General features: G+C 65.8%; 17 protein-coding genes and 1 tRNA gene. 8 read left to right on the forward strand and 10 right to left on the reverse strand.

Annotated elements, in window-relative coordinates; all coding sequences use genetic code 11:
- Positions 1-96: 96 nt before the first annotated feature.
- Positions 97-1191, reverse strand: coding sequence for a quinone-dependent dihydroorotate dehydrogenase (locus ACQR10_RS26005; RefSeq protein ID WP_315801568.1), 1095 nt, complete (start codon positions 1189-1191; stop codon positions 97-99).
- On the reverse strand, positions 1188-1532 hold the full coding sequence (locus ACQR10_RS26010) for a DUF952 domain-containing protein (RefSeq protein ID WP_315801569.1): 345 nt from the start codon (positions 1530-1532) through the stop codon (positions 1188-1190). Before ACQR10_RS26010 ends, ACQR10_RS26005 begins: the two co-directional genes overlap by 4 nt.
- A 254-nt stretch (positions 1533-1786) precedes the next feature.
- Here ACQR10_RS26010 and ACQR10_RS26015 point away from each other — a divergent pair, with 254 nt between their 5' ends.
- Positions 1787-2548, forward strand: a complete 762-nt coding sequence (locus ACQR10_RS26015) for a carbonic anhydrase (protein ID WP_315801570.1) — start codon at positions 1787-1789, stop codon at positions 2546-2548.
- Positions 2549-2739: 191 nt separating this feature from the next.
- On the opposite strand, the gene ACQR10_RS26020 is transcribed toward ACQR10_RS26015, so the two are convergent.
- The 6 genes from ACQR10_RS26020 to ACQR10_RS26045 form a co-directional block, all read right to left on the reverse strand.
- Positions 2740-4386, reverse strand: a complete 1647-nt coding sequence (locus ACQR10_RS26020) for a lysine--tRNA ligase (protein ID WP_316181976.1) — start codon at positions 4384-4386, stop codon at positions 2740-2742.
- A gap of 184 nt (positions 4387-4570) precedes the next feature.
- Positions 4571-5476: a transporter substrate-binding domain-containing protein gene (locus tag ACQR10_RS26025; protein ID WP_316181978.1), complete on the reverse strand. Its 906-nt coding sequence runs from the start codon at positions 5474-5476 to the stop codon at positions 4571-4573.
- A 98-nt stretch (positions 5477-5574) separates the two neighbouring features.
- Positions 5575-6168 carry an SCO family protein gene (locus ACQR10_RS26030; protein WP_315801573.1) on the reverse strand — a complete coding sequence of 198 codons (594 nt, stop codon included), beginning with the start codon at positions 6166-6168 and terminating at the stop codon, positions 5575-5577.
- A 21-nt stretch (positions 6169-6189) separates the two neighbouring features.
- The gene (locus tag ACQR10_RS26035; RefSeq protein WP_315801574.1) at positions 6190-6342 is read right to left on the reverse strand and encodes a hypothetical protein; all 153 of its coding nucleotides are present in this window, start codon (positions 6340-6342) and stop codon (positions 6190-6192) included.
- Positions 6343-6501: 159 nt separating this feature from the next.
- Positions 6502-7026: a hypothetical protein gene (locus tag ACQR10_RS26040; protein WP_316181980.1), complete on the reverse strand. Its 525-nt coding sequence runs from the start codon at positions 7024-7026 to the stop codon at positions 6502-6504.
- A 708-nt stretch (positions 7027-7734) separates the two neighbouring features.
- Positions 7735-8094 (reverse strand): hypothetical protein, encoded by a 360-nt coding sequence (locus ACQR10_RS26045; RefSeq protein WP_315801576.1) that lies wholly within the window; start codon positions 8092-8094, stop codon positions 7735-7737.
- 165 nt (positions 8095-8259) lie between these two features.
- On the opposite strand from ACQR10_RS26045, the gene ACQR10_RS26050 reads away from it, so the two are divergent.
- Positions 8260-8625 carry a nuclear transport factor 2 family protein gene (locus ACQR10_RS26050; protein WP_316181981.1) on the forward strand — a complete coding sequence of 122 codons (366 nt, stop codon included), beginning with the start codon at positions 8260-8262 and terminating at the stop codon, positions 8623-8625.
- 174 nt (positions 8626-8799) lie between these two features.
- On the forward strand, positions 8800-10668 hold the full coding sequence (locus ACQR10_RS26055) for an AMP-dependent synthetase/ligase (protein WP_434912109.1): 1869 nt from the start codon (positions 8800-8802) through the stop codon (positions 10666-10668).
- 111 nt (positions 10669-10779) lie between these two features.
- Here the strand turns inward: ACQR10_RS26055 and ACQR10_RS26060 are convergent, their stop codons facing one another.
- Positions 10780-14160 (reverse strand): hypothetical protein, encoded by a 3381-nt coding sequence (locus ACQR10_RS26060; protein WP_434912110.1) that lies wholly within the window; start codon positions 14158-14160, stop codon positions 10780-10782.
- Positions 14161-14776: 616 nt separating this feature from the next.
- Positions 14777-14850 (reverse strand) — tRNA-Gly (locus tag ACQR10_RS26065).
- A gap of 215 nt (positions 14851-15065) precedes the next feature.
- On the opposite strand from ACQR10_RS26065, the gene ACQR10_RS26070 reads away from it, so the two are divergent.
- The 5 genes from ACQR10_RS26070 to ACQR10_RS26090 all read left to right on the forward strand — a co-directional run bounded on the left by ACQR10_RS26070 (position 15066) and on the right by ACQR10_RS26090 (position 17977).
- On the forward strand, positions 15066-15494 hold the full coding sequence (locus tag ACQR10_RS26070) for an SPW repeat protein (RefSeq protein WP_315801580.1): 429 nt from the start codon (positions 15066-15068) through the stop codon (positions 15492-15494).
- Positions 15495-15664: 170 nt separating this feature from the next.
- Positions 15665-16237 (forward strand): methylated-DNA--[protein]-cysteine S-methyltransferase, encoded by a 573-nt coding sequence (locus ACQR10_RS26075; RefSeq protein WP_316218167.1) that lies wholly within the window; start codon positions 15665-15667, stop codon positions 16235-16237.
- Positions 16238-16313: 76 nt separating this feature from the next.
- On the forward strand, positions 16314-17153 hold the full coding sequence (locus ACQR10_RS26080; protein ID WP_315801582.1) for a helix-turn-helix transcriptional regulator: 840 nt from the start codon (positions 16314-16316) through the stop codon (positions 17151-17153).
- A gap of 52 nt (positions 17154-17205) precedes the next feature.
- Entirely contained in the window at positions 17206-17565 is a 360-nt protein-coding gene (locus ACQR10_RS26085; RefSeq protein ID WP_316181987.1) for a VOC family protein, read from the forward strand.
- Between the two features lie 10 nt (positions 17566-17575).
- Positions 17576-17977 (forward strand): SRPBCC family protein, encoded by a 402-nt coding sequence (locus tag ACQR10_RS26090; RefSeq protein WP_316218166.1) that lies wholly within the window; start codon positions 17576-17578, stop codon positions 17975-17977.
- The last annotated feature ends 1 nt before the right edge of the window (position 17978 follow it).

Genomic DNA, 17978 nt, shown 5'->3' on the forward strand with positions numbered 1-17978 from the left:
CGAAGCGCAGCGTGCCCGCCGCCTTCCTTGACGTGCAAAGGGTGGGCACGCTGCGCTTTGCCCGCCCTACATTCTTTGTCGACGATAGACCGCGCGCTAGACCGGCCAATCCTCGGCGGTGATCGTGGCGGCATCGGCGCCCACGATCTCCGACAGCGAATCGCGTCCCGTGCGCAGCAGGGTCGAGGTCAGGTCGGCCTTGATGCTCTCGACCAGGCCGAGGCCCTTGTAGACCAGCGAGGAATACAGCTGGATCAGGCTGGCGCCGGCGCGGATCTTGGTCAGCGCGGCGCCGCCGGTGTCGATGCCGCCGACGCCGATCAGCGGGAACGCGCCTTCGACGCGCACGAAGGTCTCGGCCACCATGCGGGTCGACAGCCGGAACAGCGGCCGCCCGGACAGGCCGCCCTGCTCCCTGGCGCGCAACTGCTCGCGCAGCGAGCTCGGCCGGGCGAGCGTCGTGTTCGACACGATCATGCCGTCGACGCCGCGCGAGCGGGCGACGTGGACGACGTCGTCGAGCTCGGCCAGGCTGAGATCGGGGGCGATCTTGAGCAGAACCGGGGTGTCACCGGATTTCCGCCTGATACGGTCGCGCGCCTCGAGCACCTTGGACAAGAGCTCGTCGAGCTGCGAGGCCTGCTGCAGATTGCGCAGGCCCGGCGTGTTGGGCGAGGAGATGTTGACGGTGAAATAGCTCGCCACTGGCGCGAAGGTCTCGATCAGCCGGACATAGTCGGCGACGCGGTCGGCCGAATCCTTGTTGGCCCCGACATTGACGCCGACGATGCCGCCCTGATGAGCGCGGCCGGCCAGCCGGCGCAGCACGATCTCGGCGCCGTCATTGTTGAAGCCCATGCGGTTGATGACCGCCTCGTCGCGCTCCAGCCGGAACAGCCGCGGGCGCGGATTGCCGCTCTGCGGCCGCGGGGTCACCGAACCGATCTCGACGAAGCCGAAGCCGAGCCGCAGCAGCGCGTCCGGCACCTCGGCGTTCTTGTCGAAGCCGGCGGCCATGCCGACCGGGTTAGGGAAGTTCAGCCCGAAGGCGCGCACCGCGAGCTTGGCATCATCCGGTCGCGGCTTGATCGCCGGCAGCAGCTTCAGGCCCTGGATGGCGAGCCGGTGCGCATCCTCGGCGTCGAGCCATCGGAGCAGCGGCAGCGAGAGCTGGTCGAAAGCGCGGATCACGGCTTCAATTCCGGAAGGTCGTGGCCGCCATCGGCACGGCTGTGCATCTGGTGAACGGCGGTCACGGCGCCGAGATCGAGCTCGCCATACAAATGCGGGAACAGCTCGTCGTTGCGCGAGCGCTCCCAGCGTAAGCCTGCCCCCAGCGCATCCGCCTCGACCTCGACCAGGAACAGCGCGCTCTGCCCCGAGAAGTGCTTCCGCGCCGTCTCCGGCACCTGGGAGGCGGTCGAAAAATGGATGAACCCGTCGCGCAGATCGTCCGCGCTGCCGCGGTACACGCCCAGCCGCTCCGCCTCGCGCCAGGCCGAAGCTGAGCAGATTTTGTAGATTTTGGGCACCTTCGCGCGGTCCTGGCTTGAGCTTGAGTTTGCTGATGTTTTCGGGAGCGGCCGACCGTATCGGCAGGGGGCGGCGAACTCAAGCATCGTTTGCCCGGGACAGTTCAGCGGCTGACCCGCTCAGGTTGTATCCGAGCGACGGCGAATTCGCGAGGGTGCAACCGGTTCCTCAGCAAGAGTTAACCTGATTCGGCTTTCCTGTTGCGCGCGATTCGCAGCCGATCATGCCCACGCTTGAACCTTTGGAGATTGTCATGGACCGCCGCCACGTCTTGAAGGCCCTGGCGGGGCTCGCCCTGTGCCCCGTCTGCGCCACCCCGGGCTTCGCCGCCGAGGGCGCCCCGCACTGGAGCTATGAGGGCGCGACCGGACCGGCCAAATGGGGTGATCTCGACGCGGCCAACAAGGTCTGCGGCGTCGGCACCCAGCAATCGCCCATCGACATCGAGCACTCGACTCGGGCCCAGCTGCCCGACTTCAGGCTGAACTGGGCCAGGACCGCCGACACCATCGTCAACAACGGCCACACCATCCAGCTCAACTTCGCCGATGGCAGCAGCACCATGAAGCTCGAGGGCACCACCTACAAGCTGCTGCAGGTGCATTTCCATCGTCCGAGCGAGCACCAGATCGGCGGCAAGAACTATCCGATGGAGGCGCATTTCGTGCATCGCGCCGCCTCCGGCGGCCTCGCCGTCCTCGGCGTGCTCATGACCACCGGCCGCCCCAACGCCGCCTTCGCGCAGATCGTCGCGACGATGCCGGACAAGGAGGGTCCCGCGGTCAAGGCTGATCCGCGCATCAATCCCCACATGATGCTGCCAGCGCGCCGCTCCTATTATCGCTATGCCGGCTCGCTGACGACGCCGCCCTGCTCGGAGGTGGTCGAATGGCTGCTGCTGAGCGAGCCGGTCTCGGTCGCGGAAGCCGACGTGGCGAAATTCGCCAAACTGTATCCGATGAACGCCCGCCCGGTGCAGAAGCTCGACCGCCGCTTCGTGCTGCAAGGGGTGTAGTTCGCTCGCCGCGCGGCGGTGGAAAGCGCCGCCGCGCATTCCGCCGTCGTCCCGGCGAAAGCGGAACCCATACCGCGGAATCCTGATTGGTTGAGAAGATGGCGGAGACCCTCCGCCACATGTTGGCCGGTGGCTATAGGTCCCGGCTCAAGGCCGGGACGACACCTTTTGTGTCATGACCAGCGTTGGCCTTACGCGCTGCGTGCCAATGCCCCGTCGATCATCGCCACCGCATTGTTCAGGCCGTAGACCGCGACGAAGGAGCCGAAGCGCGGGCCCTTCTCCTGGCCGAGCAGCACCTGGTAGAGCATGTTGAACCAGTCGAGCGACACGCCCGGGCGGCCGTCCTTGCCCTTCTTGGCGTGGTCGAGGAACGGCTCGCGGCGGCCGATCTCGTAGACCACGTTCTGGATGTCCTCGGCCGTCGCCTCCGCCGGCAGGTTCGACAACGCGTCGCGCAGATCCTGCAGCGCCACGCGCTCGCCCTCGGTCGGCTCGCGGAACGTCTTGGTGGGCGCGACGAAGTCGCGATAGTAGTTGATCGCGTAGCCGACCATCGCATCGAGCTTGGGATGGGTTTGCGGCGTCACGCCTGGCCGGTAGCGGCCGATGAAGCCCCATAGGGTCTCGGCATTCTCGGCGTTCGACGACGACACCAAGGTCAGCAGCAGTTGGAAGGTGACGGGCATGTCGGCCTTCGGCGGCTTGCCGGAATGGATGTGCCAGACCGGATTGCCGAGCTGCTGCTTGGCGTCCTGCCTGGAGAAGCCCTCGAGGAACTGCTGGTAATCATCGACGTTGCGCGGGATGACGTCGAAATACAGCCGCTTCGCTGCCTTGGGCTCGCGATACATGAACAGCGACAGCGATTCCGGCGAGGCATAGCGCAGCCACTCATCGATGGTCAGGCCGTTGCCCTTCGACTTCGAGATCTTCTGGCCCTTCTCGTCGAGGAACAGCTCGTAGTTGAAGCCCTCCGGCGGCGTGCCGCCGAGCGCCGCGCAGATCTTGCCCGACAGCTTCACCGAATCGATCAGGTCCTTGCCGGCCATTTCATAGTCGACGCCGAGCGCGTGCCAGCGCATCGCCCAGTCCGGCTTCCATTGCAGCTTGCAATGGCCGCCGGTGACCGGAACGGTCATCCGCTCCTTGGTCTCGGGATCGTCATAGGAGATCGTACCAGCCTTGGCGTCGTGCTCGACGATCGGCACGTACAGCACCAGCCCGGTGCGCGGGCAAATGGGGAGGAACGGCGAGTAGCTCGCCGCGCGCTCCTCGCGCAGGGACGGCAGCATGATCGCCATCACCTTCTCCAGCCGCTCCAGCATGCGCAACAGCGCCGCATCGAACTTGCCGGAGGTGTAGTACTCGGTCGAGGAGGCGAATTCGTAGTCGAAGCCGAACCGGTCGAGGAAGGCGCGCAGCCGGGCATTGTTGTGCGCGGCGAACGAGGGATACTCGTTGGAGAACGGATCGGGGATGCGCGACAGCGGCTTGCCGAGATGCATGGCCAGCATCTCCTTGTTCGGCACGTTGTCCGGCACCTTGCGCAGGCCGTCCATGTCGTCGGAGAACGCGATCAGGCGGGTCTTGATCTTGTCCTCGGTCAGCACGCGGAAGGCGTGGCGCACCATGGTGGTGCGCGCGACCTCGCCGAAGGTGCCGATGTGCGGCAGGCCGGACGGGCCGTAGCCGGTCTCGAACAGCACCTCGTCCTTCGGGGTCTTCTTCAGCCGGTTGACGATCGCCTTCGCCTGCTCGAACGGCCAGGCGTTGGAGTTTTCGGCAAGCGCGCGCAGGTCGCTCGGGCTGGTCGGGACGAGATCGATCGTGGACATCTTGAAGTACCGGTTTCGAAGGAGCAGAAAACTAACACAGGGCGTCATCGCGAGCGAAGCGAAGCGATCCAGCCGTCACAAGGCTTCTGGATTGCTTCGTCGCTCCGCTCCTCGCAATGACGGTGGATGCGCAGCGACGGCGGGCCGGGCGCATGACGCCTTCGCCCACCCGGCAGGTGAAACTCTAGAACGGGCTGATCGAGAAGTAGCGCAGCCACAGATCGGTGTAGCGGCCTTTTTCCCAGACCCGGAACAGCGCCCAGTTCAGCGCCTGGCGCAGGAGGTCGTTGCCCTTGCGCACGGCGATGCCGACGCCCTCGCCGAAATAACGGCTTTCGACGAAAGGTCCACCGGAAAAGGCGCAGCAATCGCCGGAATCGGTGCCATTGACCCAGAACGCCAGCGAGATGCCGTCACCGAAGATCAGGTCGACCTCAGAGCGGCGCAGCGCCTGCCGCAGCGCCTCGTCGTTCGGATAGGTCTTGATCTCGGCGTCGGTGAACATCGCCTTGAGGTAGGCCTCGTGCGCGGTGCCGGCGACGGCACCGATCTTCTTGCCCTCGAGAAATTCGGGGCGGATCTCGGTCATGACGGCGTCGCGGCGGGACACGAAACGCGCGGGCGCGCGGTAATACGGATCGGAGAAGTCGGCCCGCGCCCGCATCTGCGGCGTCACCGCGATCGAGGCGATGATCGCATCGCCCCGGTTGGACGACAGCGCGTCGAGCAGGGTTTCGAACCGGCGCATCTGGACGGTGCAGGTGACCTTGATCTCGTCGCAGATCGCCCTGGCAAGATCGACGTTGAAGCCGGCCGGATTGCCGTCCGGGCCGGTGAAGTTGAACGGCGGATAGTCGGTCTCGGTCAGGAACCGAATCACGGTGAGGCGCGACAGATCGGGCCGCTCCGGCCGGCGGCGCGGATCCCAGAAACCAGGGACGGCCTGCGGCGCCGCCTCGACGACCGGCCTCACCGGCGCTTGCGCGCGCACCTCGGAACCGGCCGCGGCGAGGCCGAAGCACAGCAACGCGCCAGCGGCGGCGCGGGCGAGACGGGTCGATTTCACGGGCTTTGACAAGACGGTCGGCATCAGCGGTCCCGATGGTCACCGCCTTATAAAGCATCCCAGCGCAAATTCGAGGCTGGATTCGGCCGGGAGGCAGCCGCCCGGCTGGAGCGTTAACGCGCTCAGAGGTATTTCTTGAGATCCGCCGCAGCTTCCTCGGGCGTCCGCTTCAGGTTGAACGGCGCGACGAACCGGCCATTGCGGTCCATCAGATACACCAAAGCAGTGTGGTCCATGGTGTAGTCGCCGTCCTTCAGCGGAACCTTCTTGGCATAGACGCGGTATTCGGTGAGAACCTTCGCCAGCACCTCGGGATCGCCCGTCAGGCCCTTGAGATGCGGGTCGAAGCTCGAGAGGTAATCCTTCATCGCGGCCGGATTGTCGCGCTCCGGGTCGACCGAGACGAAATAGGCGTTGACGCTGTCGGCATCCTTGCCCATCGCGCGCAGCACCTCGGAGATCTCGAACAGCGAGGTCGGGCAGACGTCAGGGCAATGGGTGAAGCCGAAGAAGATCAGGGTCGGCCGCCCCTCCAGGCTCTTCTCGGTGACGACCGCACCGCTCTGGTCGGTCAACTGGAACGGGCCGCCGATCGCCGCCGGCGCCGCGATGTTGCGTCCGCCGCCCATGACGAGGAACATCAGCGACAGCCCGATCACCAGGCTGGCGGCGAAGGCTCCGACGATCACCAGCGGACGGGTGATATTGGACGGCATTGCGCGCTCCTTCACTGTCTCTCAGAAGCAGGCCTGCAAGCCGGCCGCGAGGGTCTCGAAGAACACCGCGGTCCCGTACTGCGCCCACATCGTCACGGCCCCGAGGACGAGCCCGATCGCCGCGAGCCCCGCCGCGATGGCCGGCACAGCGGCGGGACGCCGGGCTTGCGACACGGACGGTATCTCTTGCGGCGCTGAAAGAGGCTGCATGATGGCGTACTCATCGGCCGGAGCCGACCACGCGGCCCGCCCCTCAGACTCCAGATAAGCCCCGCAACCGGTCCAGGCAAGCGCCGCAGTCGGGAGGCCGATCAGCCCAAATGCCAGCCGTTATCAATGGGAGGCGGAGGCCTTGGCCGCGGCCGGAGAGATGGCCGGCGCATTGGGAGCGACATGCGAGGACGAGGGCGAGGATGCCTGGGCATCCATGTAGCAGGGCTTGTACATCGCCTGCAGCTCCTTGCCCTTCAGGAAGATCATCCGGGGCGTCAGGCCGCCGCGCTGGGTGATCCAGCGGCGGATCGGCGACGGGTACATCGAGTAAAGCATCTGGGTCGCCTCGGGATTGGTGACGGCCCGGCCGTTGGCGCCGAAATCCCAGGCGGCGTGGAAACCGAGATTGGCATGCGAGGTGACGCAGATCTTCTCGTGCGGGATGGCGCCGAGCACGATGGTGCAGGCCGATGCGCAGAGCCCGTCGATGATCACGTACTCCCCGGAAGATCGCAGGCCCTGGTACCTGTCGACATAGGTTCCGATCCGGCCGCCGCGGTCATCGGCGATCCGGACCACGGCCTGGCTGGCGCCGACCCCCGACAGCAACAGAACGACCGCAAGCAATCCCGTCCAGAATTTCATGTCGAGCCCCAGTGCAACCCGGCGAAACCGATCTGACCGACTTTGGCACGCTTCGTGTGATGCGCTTCTTGTGATGCTTGGACTGCGGTGGACCTTGCAATCACGACCCCATCCGCAGAACCGGAACGCGAAGGCCAAATCCAAATCGCACATGCAGCGTGTTTCGAGATCGTGTTTTTGTCCAGGAGAGCGCAGCGACCAAAGCCAAATTCACCGCGAGTGTTGCAAGCCCGCTGCACCAATGAGTCGCTACCACCGAAAATGGCCGAACGCTGGTTCCGGACATGGCGGTCGCGCCACGAGCAAGGCGGAGGCCCGGCATGATTCGCCCATCGGCGCGGCAGCGGCGTCACGGCGGCACGACCGGCACTCCGGAGAAACCCGGGGGCCGCGCTTTCGCACGACACACCCCAATCAGGGCGGGAGGCGAATCCCGCGGATCGCCGGCCCAGCGGCGCTGGTGCGGTCCCGATGGCGGGTGAGGGCTCGCGCGGGCATGGCGTCATGCGACGACGTCAGGAGAGGCCGTCGATGCAATCACAAGTTTGTGCCGTCCGCTCCTGGCCCTGCGCCGCAATGACTGCGGTGGGGTCAGGCGGCACCGCGCCGTCTGATCGGGAGAGGGAGATGAAGCGAGGTCGCGCCGACATCGCGCCAGCAGTCGGGAGACGATCGGCCTCCCGACGCTCACGGCCCCGGCGGATCGAACTAATTATCGGGCAGCCGAATCCGCGCACCGAAGGTGACGAGCGGCGCATCGGCGGCGCCGAGCTCGATCTGCCGCTCCGGCACCTCCTGATAGCTGCCGTCTTCAATCTTTTTTAATTCGTATTGCCAGACCGTTAACGTCTCGCCGCGCGCCAGCGCATCGCGGATGCGGCTGGCGCCGCGTCCCGGCAGCTTGACGAGGTCGTCGCGCATCATGCCGATCATCGTCGGGCTCTCACCGCGATGCAGCTCGAAGAAGACCATGCGATTGGGCTTGTCCTGCGGCTTGAGCACGGTATCCGCCGTGAACAGCACCAGGCAGATCGCGACGGCAATCCACTTCCAAGTGTCGGACATCATGAGACGCATTCCCCGCACCGCCGCCGCGCGAGACGTAGGCCTCGCGCAAACAGACGGCAACTTACAGTTCTGTCATTCCGGATGAGATGACGTTCGACGTAATCGATTCGCTGCGCGCCGGGCGCGATGATGGGCTCCTCATCGTTCACAACATGGAGAGCACCGATGACCAACCCGACCGAGATCGCCGAGAGCTACATCGCGCTGTGGAACGAACGCGACGCCGCGCAGCGCGGCACCTTGCTCGCGCGCAACTGGACCAAGGATGCGCTCTACGTCGACCCGATGATGCGCGGCGAAGGACGCGACGCGGTGGATGGCCTGGTCGCGGGCGTGCAGCAGCGCTTTCCCGACTTCCGCTTTCGCCTGGTCGGTGCTGCGGACGGCCACGGTCCTCATCTGCGGTTTTCCTGGGAGCTCGGCCCCGAGAATGCGGAAGCCCCGATCCAGGGCACGGATTTCGTCGAACTGGCCGACGGCCGCATCCAGCGCGTCACCGGATTTCTCGACAAGGTCCCGCAGGGCGCCTGATGGACGCTCCGACCGGTCCGGCGTCCGCTGCGGTGCCGGCCTGCCGCGATGGCCGGGCTCCCATGCGCGGACGCGCGACCTGCCTTGCGATGATTGCGCTACGTCAACGTCGGACGCGATCCGCCGCTGCAGAGCTTCTGCTCGCAACGGAGTCCAGGATCGCCGGAGACGGGCGTGCAGCAATCAAATCCCATCGATGATCACGCCATGGCGGCCGGCACGCTGGCCGCCATCACCACCCTGCCCGAGCTTTGGCGCTGGCGCGTCGCACAGAGCCCGGACAAGTCGGCCTACCGCCATTTCGACGCGCGAGGCGGCCGATGGGTGAGCTTCAGCTGGCGCGAGATCGATCTCGTCGTCGCCCGCTGGCGGCGGGCGCTTGCGGCCGAGGGCTTCGACCGGGGCGAGCGTATCGCCATCCTGATGCCGAACGGGATCGCGCATCTCGCGATGGACCAGGCGGCGCTGTCGCTCGGCCTGGTGCCGGTGCCGATGCACGCCGTCGATAACGCCGACAGCATCGCCTACATCCTCGCCGATTCCGGCGCCCGGCTGCTGCTGGTCGATTCGGACGCCCGCTGGGAGGAGATCGCGGCGGTCCGCGAGGCCCTGCCCGAGCTGCGGCGCATCGTCTGCGCCGACCGACAACCGGCTGGCCCGACCGGCGATCCGCGCCTCGTCGATCTGGACGCGTGGTTGAACGCAGCCGGCAACGCCGCGCCTTCCGGCGCCCAGGCCGCCATCGCGCCGCACGACCTCGCCGCCATCGTCTACACCTCCGGCACGACGGGCCGGCCCAAGGGCGTGATGCTGTCGCACGACAACGTCGTCTCCAACCTCAAGGCGATTCATCAACGGCTCGCGGCCGACACCGACGACGTGTTCCTGTCGTTCCTGCCGCTGTCGCACACGTTCGAGCGCACCGCGGGCTATTATTACCCGATCGCCATCGGCGCCTGCGTCGCCTATGCGCGGTCGGTGAAACAATTGTCCGAAGATCTGGTGGAGGTCCGTCCGACCATCCTGATCTCGGTGCCGCGCATCTATGAGCGCATCTACTCGCTGGTCATGCATCATCGCGGGACCGCAAACCCGCTCGAACGGGCGCTGCTCGACCTGACGATCGCGATCGGCGGCCGTCGCTTCGATGCGCAGCATGGGCGCGAAACGAGCCTGTCAGCGTTCGACCGTATCGCGTGGCCGCTGCTGCAGCGCCTGGTCGCCGCCAAGGTGCTGGCCCGGTTCGGCGGACGGCTGCGGGTCGCCGTCAGCGGCGGCGCGCCGATCGCCGAGCCGGTGGTGCGGCTGTTCCTGGCGCTCGGGCTCGAGGTGCTGCAGGGCTACGGCATGACCGAGACCTCGCCCGTCGTCAGCGTCAACACGCCCGACGACAACGACCCGCGCACCGTCGGTCGCGCCCTGCCCGGCATCGAGGTGCGCATCGGCGACAATGACGAACTGATGGTGCGCGGCCCGAACGTGATGCTCGGCTACTGGCGCCGGCCGGAGGAAACCGCGCGGATCAAGGAAGCGGACGGCTGGCTGCACACCGGCGACCAGGCCCGCATCGATGCGGGACGCATCACCATCACCGGTCGGATCAAGGACATCCTCGTCACCTCGACCGGCGAGAAGATCGCGCCTGCCGATCTCGAGACCTCGATCCTGACCGATCCGCTGTTCGAGCAGGCAATCGTGATCGGCGAGAACCGGCCGTTCCTGGCCGCGATCGTCGTGCTCAATGCCAAGGGCTGGGCCGAGCAGCAGGCGCGGCTCGCGGCGCACGGCCAGCGCGGCACCGAGGCCGAGGCGGCATCGCTGCTGCGGCACATCGCCCGCGCCGTGAAGGCCTATCCCTCCTACGCGACGCCGAAAGCCGTGCATTGGACCTTGGAGCCGTGGACCATACAGGAAGGCCTGATCACGCCGACCTTGAAGAACAAGCGCCCGGCGATCGAGCGTGCTTTCGCGACGGAGATCGAGGCGATCTATGCGAAGCGGGTGGCGCCACAGACTGCCGTTTCAGGCTCAGCCCGCGGCTGACCCGCTCGCATCCCTGGTCTCGCGCCGAGGGCATGCTGGCGAGGGCACGCCGGCGAGGTCCGTGCGCCGGCCTCGGCGAACCTTACCTGGCCGAAACCGCCAGCGATCCGATTAACCGGAAGGCGCTGCGACGGCGATGCGGAACGGGTTGCTCGGATCGATGGTCAGGGCTCCCTTCGGATCTGATTTGATCGCCCACGACACCGCCCCCTCCGCACTGGTCGAAGCAATGATCTCGGCGGTGTAGTACGGCTGGACCGTCGCTTGGGGGAAGTAGCTAGCCGAACTGGTCCAGACGCCTACGAAGAGCTCGACGCTCGTGTTCGCCGGCGGCGCGTAGAACGCGGTGGGCGTGCCGACCGAGCTGGTTGCGGCGTAGTATTGTCTCGCACGCGCCACGGTCGTGCCCGCCGGCACTCCTGTCCCGGTGACCGCTTGGCCCGCAACGACGCACGAGGGGTCAGCGAGGGTGACGGCGGCCTCGTCTTGGATCAGCGTCGCGGTCGTCGTGCTGACGAAGGTCACCGCGACCGCCGTGCCGGAAGACGTCGGAGGCCAATTGATGGTGACGGCCGATGCATTGACGTCGGTTACCACGGTGCCGGTCGCGATTCCCTGTCCGGATACGGACTGACCGATCTGGACGAGCGACGGGTCTGCGACGTTGAAGATCGCCGCTATTCCTTCGAACAGATCGCCTGTGGTCGTGCTGGTGAAGGTCAGCAACGCGTCGCCATTTTGGGTCGCGTTGGCGCTCAAAGTGATCCCGGTCGACTGAACCACGGCGCGCACGAGAGGATTGCCGGGGCCCAACACGCCCGGACTTTCCTGGCTCGGGAGCAGGACGAAGAAATTGCGTGCCGGATCGGCCACCGACGATGCACAGGCGAGTTGCATGGCGCCAGTGCCGTTGGGCCCCCCAACCCACGATACGGCGAGAGGGCTCTTCGAATCGCGCAGCGGAGCCGAGCCGGCGCCGCCCGCGCTGGTGAAGTCCTGCGCGTAGAGGATGCCGAAATATTTCGAGAAGTCGGTCGCGAAATCGCTCGCAGTCCACGTTCCGTCGGAGAAATCGAGCCACAGGGCATCGTCGCTCTGCAGGTCGAAATCCGACGTGTCCTTGCCGGACTTGAAAGGGATGAGCGGGTACCAGCCGATCGTCTGCACGAAGGCCGCCACGTTGGTGAAGTCAGAACCGGGAGGGGGACCCGACCACCCGACGCCGGACTGCATCGTGGCAAACGTCAGCGCGACACCCGTCCCGCTCGCGGCGGCGGCCTGGGTCAGCGTGACCATGGTGTCGTTGACGCTGACCACGCTCGTCCCATTCTGTATCCCTTGACCGGAGACGGACTGGCCCGGGAGGGCAATCGAGGGATTGGCGACATTGGTGATGATCGTCGAACCTTGGGTCAGATCGCCGGTCGTCGTCGCGTCGAACAATGTGGTGAAGGTCAGCGGCGCTCCCGAACTGCTCGCGCTGGCGTTGGCGCTCATGATCACATCGGGCGGCGCGACGCCTGTCACCGTCGTCCCCTCCGGGACTCCTGCCCCCGAGACCTGCTGGCCGACGAAGATTCCCTGCGCCGCAGCGATGTTGGAGATCGTCGGCGATCCGGTCGCGAGGTCGCCTGTCGTCGTGACCGTGGCGGTCGGCACGAATTGCAGCGGGACCCCCGTGCCGCTCGTCGTGGCGGCGAGGCTCATCGTCACAATACTTCCGTTGACGCCCGTCACCGTCGCTCCCGCCGGCACTCCCGCCCCGGAGACGACTTGGCTGGCGAAAATCCCCGATGGATCGGAAACGGTGACGGCCGTCGAATTTGCGGTGAGGCTGCCTGTCGTCTCGACCGGAGGGTTTGGTCCCGCACCGGCAGCCATGAAGGCGACGTAGTTGGCGAGATTTATCGTGACGTTCCCCACCGGCATGTTCATTTCGCTGCTGATCCACGGGATCTCCGCGCCCGGCGCCTGTGGTCCGGACTTGGCGACAGACGGGAAATCAGTGCGGTCGAACACCGCGACCGGGGTGGCATTGGAGATGTCGCGGCCGCCGTTCGGCGCGTCGATGTACTGCGCCACACGCGTCGGCGTCCACGCGATGGTGTACGTATGAAACTCGCTGTAAGGCGCGAAGTTTCCAGACGTGTCGAACAGATACGCCTCGTTGTTGAGCACCGCCGAGGTGAAGGAGTTCGGATCGCTCGTGCCGGGTATGGGGCTCACCCGGAGTATTCCGGTGTGCGTGACGTCGGGCCATCCGGTGAAATCGACGGTATTCGAGGCTTGGCCGGCAGGGCTCCGCCAGTAGTTGAGCGCCACGGCATTGGTCATGTCGAGGTCGGATGGAGCCGCGAGCGACGTCAGCGGATATTTCCAGGTCGTCGCGTCAGGCCAGATCAAATTGGGCCCGGTCTGGTCGACGAGCAACTCCCACCAGGTCGACCCGCGCGCCGGCGCGTGCAGGGGTTGGAAGACGGAGACATTGAATGCGGTCTCCTCGTTGCCACCGGGACCGCTGAGGCCGGCGATCACGCTTCCGAGCGTGCCCTCCGGCGTGAGATCACTTGTATCGATGATCAGCACGTCTTTGACTGGCTGGCTACCGGCGAGGCCAACCGACCAAACGTTCACGGGGGTGAACTGGAAGGTCTGGCCTGATACGGGCGCGCTGGCGGCCTGGCTCAGCGTGACGATCGACGTCGATTGGTCGACCTCGGTGATGAAGGTCCCTTCGGGAAGGAGACCGGGGTTACCCACGGCGGAGACCGCCTCGCCGCCCGAAAGCTGTCTGATCAGGCCAACCGTGGTGATATCGATCTGATTGAGCTGGCCGCTGTTGATGTTTCCCGAACCGCCCGACGCCGCGACGGTGACCGTGACCGGCCCTGCGCCGAACAAGCCGGTGCCGCTGTTGAGTTTGTTGAGCGCTGTCTGCAGGTCGCCGGAACTGATATTGTAAGCAAGATCACCGGTCTTGGCGCCAGTCGTGCCGTCCTCCAGGACGAACGTTCCGCCGCTGGGCGGAGCGCCCGGCGCGCCCATCCACGTATTGTAGTAGGCCCACATCTGCTGCGCGATGGCCTCATCGGTCCGCGTGAAGCCGAGTGTCCAAGAGGTCGCGGCCGGATCGAGTGTCTGCGAACGCGGATCTCCCAGAGCGACGGTTGCGCCGAAGGTTTGCAGGTCATTCGGTTTTGGCAGCCCGCCCACGAAGGTGGCGTAGGCCGCCTGGGTCGCCTGGGTGAAGGGGACGAACTCGAAATCGACCTCGTTCCAATTCCAGTTCTGCGCTACGTCGGGCGATTGCGCCGCCGAGGGCGCGTTGGAGTAGAGCCAGAATGCCGAGCAGACGGGACCTGGTGCCGCCTGCATCCTGCAAATGAACAGACCGTAACCGAAGCTGCGGTTGGACTGCATCTGCGCGGAAAGATAGTCGCCGTATCGGGAATAGTTATCGACTCCCGTCGATGAGACAGGCTGCTCTGCCACTGGACGTTCCCCCTTGCCGAAACGAATGTCGGGGCCGATCCGGCCCCTTAACAATCCATGATTGGGCTTGATCTATGATTGTAATGAAAATATATACCCGCGAAACTTGCGCCCTCAGGAATTTCCAGTCAATTGAAATACACCTTAAAGGTGTATTCGATGGCAGTTTTTCGAGGATGAGAGGCGTGATCATGTCCCAGCTGCATCTTGGCAACCGGACGATCTTCAGAACCGCTCCTCCGGCCGGCCGCCGTGTCGTCAGCCGCGCAGGTTGAGGAAGCCAGGGCCGCAACGACGCTCCGGCGCGCGCACGGTCCCTGCCCGTCAGTCGATCGCGACAGCCAAAAGGTCTGCACCTGCCGCGACGCCCATCTTCACGATCTCCCGCGAACGTCGGGTTGGTGTCAGGTTCGAAACCGCGCGGTCCTGATCGATTTGCAACGAAAGTGCGGAGCGGCAGGAGAGGTCCGCCCTCCACCGGGCGCGCGCAACGCATACCGTCCTGACGCCGCAGCTGCACCTCATCGCGCAGCATAGACCGCGTACTCGTCTTATCCGGCGCTATCGGAAGCGGTGGACAATTCACCTTCGCATTGTCGGCATCCAATGCGGAGCTTGGAGCGGGCGAAGGGAATCGAACCCTCGTATGCAGCTTGGGAAGCTGCCGTTCTACCATTGAACTACGCCCGCGCTCGCCAATGCTTAGCCGACACGATGCGTTTCGCCAAGCGGCTTGTTGCCGCGCGATCCGCGGGCCCAGACGGCGAACGCGAAAGGTCTGCGATGGCCGGATCGCCCGATCGTGATCGGTCGCAACCGCAAGTCTCGGGAACAGATTGGGCGATCTCGCCTTGCCATTGGAGCCGGCGCTCGCGTCGCCGCGCCGTGTGCTGGGAGTTCACATCATGCAGAGCCATGGCCACAAGTCTCCGACCGCCCCCTCGAAAACCCTCGCCTTCATGTCGGGCCCGTCGGCGCTCGACCTCTACACGCTCGGTTGCGGCCTGTTCCTGGCCTTCGCGCCCGCGCTGTTCGGCTTCGCGCGCAGCGCCGGCCGGATCGATGCTGAGCTGGCGGGAGCTGCCGTCGTCGCGCTCTCGTTCGGCGGCCTCGTGGCGTTCGCCGATTGGGAGGAGTGGCTGAAGGTTGCGCTTGGCGTATGGCTGATTGCAGCGCCGTGGCTGCTCGGGTTCGCGCATACATCGGCGATGCATGTCAGCATCACGGTCGGGATCGCCGTGACCTTCCTAAGCCTCCTCGAGCTGTGGCTCGCGCATGATCCTGATTTTGCTGGCGATCGCACCGGAATGGTGAGCCGCTCGTCTGAGCTCTGATCGATCGCGTCTCGCCTGCGACAACAGAGATCGCAACGCAACGCTTGACAACCATCACCCAAATCAGGGCAAACCCGCCCCCGTCACGCCGCGCTGTTAACACTTTGTAAACAAAGTTGATGCGGGCGATCGTGACGATGATATGATGTGCGTGGGGTTGGGGTGGCGTCATGGGGCGTGGGTATACGATCTTTGATACGGCCCTCGGCCGTTGCGGCATTGCATGGAGCGATGCCGGAATCACCGGCGTACAATTGCCGGAAGCGCGGGAAATCGAGACGCGGCGGCGCCTGTTTCGTCAGTTTCCCGACGCACGGGAGCAGCGCTCGTGTTCGAATACTGAACTCGCCATCGAAGGCATCGCGGCCATGCTGCGCGGGCAGGAGGTCGACTTCTCCGACGTTGCGCTCGACCTCGACGGCGTCACGCCCTTCAACCAGCGCGTCTACGATTGCATTCGCGCGATTCCGCGCGGCGAGACGCGCACCGCCGACGCGATCGCAGACGAACTGCACGTGCCCAAGGCGCTGAACTCGATCGCGCAGGCACTGACCAAGAATACGTTCGTCCTGATCGTCCCTTGCCATCGCGTCCGCGACATCGGCAACGGCCTCGACAAGCCGTCGCCCAACAGCGGCATCGTCTCCAAGCGTCGGCTGCTGTCGCTCGAAGGCGCACGGCCTCATGCGGGCCTGACGCTGTTCGACGCGTTTCTCGCCGTCGACCGGCCGCGCGCGTCGTAAGCGGACGCCTCGCGTCGCGCGATATTATCTCGCGCATCGCCCTCCACTTTCCTCCGCAATGCGCTAGATTTGCAGGATGACCGCCACCATCCTTTTCGAAAGCCGTGACGTCACCGTGTCCGAGTTCCGCTGTGCAGCGATGCCGGGCGAGCGTCCCTATGTCGAGCAGTATGCCGGCTACTCGCTGTCCTATGTCCGCAAGGGCAGCTTCGGCTGTCGGCACCGCGGCCGCGTCTTCGAGCTGGTCACCGGCGCGCTGCTGGTCGGGCATCCCGGCGATGAGTTCATGTGTACGCACGACCACGTCTGCGGCGACGAATGCCTGTCGTTCTTCTTCGACGATGCGCTGATCGACGAGATCGGCGGCGACAGGCAGGCCTGGCGGGCCGGCGCGATGCCGCCGCTGCCGGAGCTCATGGTCCTCGCTGAGCTCGCAGAGGCCGTCGCCGCGCGCGAGCAGACCCTGGGCCTCGACGAGATTGGCCATATCATCGCCAGCCGCTTCGTCGCGACCGCCACGGGCCAGCAGGCGCGCGCCGCGACACCAGGCCCTCGCGACCGACGGCGCGCGGTCGAGAGCGCGTTGTGGATCGACGACAATGCGCATGATGACATCGACCTGGCGGCTGCGGCAGGCGAGGCCGGCGTCAGCCCGTTTCATTTCCTCCGGATGTTCGCCGCTACGATCGGCGTGACGCCGCATCAATATCTGATCCGCTCCCGCCTGCGGCACGCCGCGCGGCGCCTCAGCGAGGAGGATACGCCGGTCACCGCCATCGCCTACGATTCGGGCTTTGCCGATCTGTCGAATTTCACCCGCACCTTCTCGCGCGCTGCCGGCGTGTCGCCGGCGAAGTTTCGCAAGGCCTCGCGCGGCGAGCGCAAGATTCTCCAAGACCGTCTGAGCCGCCATTGATTGGATTATCCCGGCGCGTGCGGCAGCCGCATGCGAAGCATGGAGATCATCGATGTACGATCATATCGGCCTCAGGGTCGGCAATCTCGACGCCAGCGTCCGCTTCTACACCGCCGCGCTGGCGCCGCTCGGCCACATCCTCTGCTCCAAGGACGAGGCGTCGGCGGGCATCGGCCCGAAGGGGCAGCCGGCGCTGTGGCTGTATCTCGACAAGGGCGCCAGCAAAGGCACCGCGCATATCGCGTTCCGCGCCCAGGACCACGCGGCGGTCGCCAGATTCCACAGCGAGGGTTTGAAGGCAGGAGGCGGCGACAATGGCGGCGCCGGGCCGCGCACGGACTACAGCCCGACCTATTACGCCGCCTTCCTGATCGATCCCGACGGCAACAACGTCGAAGCCGTATGTCCGTGAGGTCAGCGTCATGGCATCCATCCAGAAGGACATTCCGATCGCGGCCCCGGCCGGTGCAGTGTGGGACGCAGTGCGCGATTTCGGCGCCGTTCATACCAGGGTGGCGCGCGGCTTCGTGACCGGCACCAGGCTCGACGGAGACGTCCGCATTGTCAGCTTCGCCAACGGCAGCGTGGTGCGCGAGCAGCTGGTCGACTGCAACGATCAGCGCCGGCGCCTCGTCTACGCCATCAGGAACGAACGCATCAGCCAGCACAGTGCGTCGTTTCAGATCATCGCGGAAGGCGAGGAGCGCTGCCGGGTGATCTGGACCACCGACGTGCTGCCGCACGAGATCGCGCCCTATATCGAGCAGCAGATGGAGCTCGGCGCGCGCGCGATGCAGGACACGTTGGGCAGGCTGCGCGGATAGC

The sequence above is a fragment of the Bradyrhizobium sp. HKCCYLRH2060 genome, assembly GCF_051168135.1.
Taxonomy (GTDB): Bacteria; Pseudomonadota; Alphaproteobacteria; order Rhizobiales; family Xanthobacteraceae; genus Bradyrhizobium.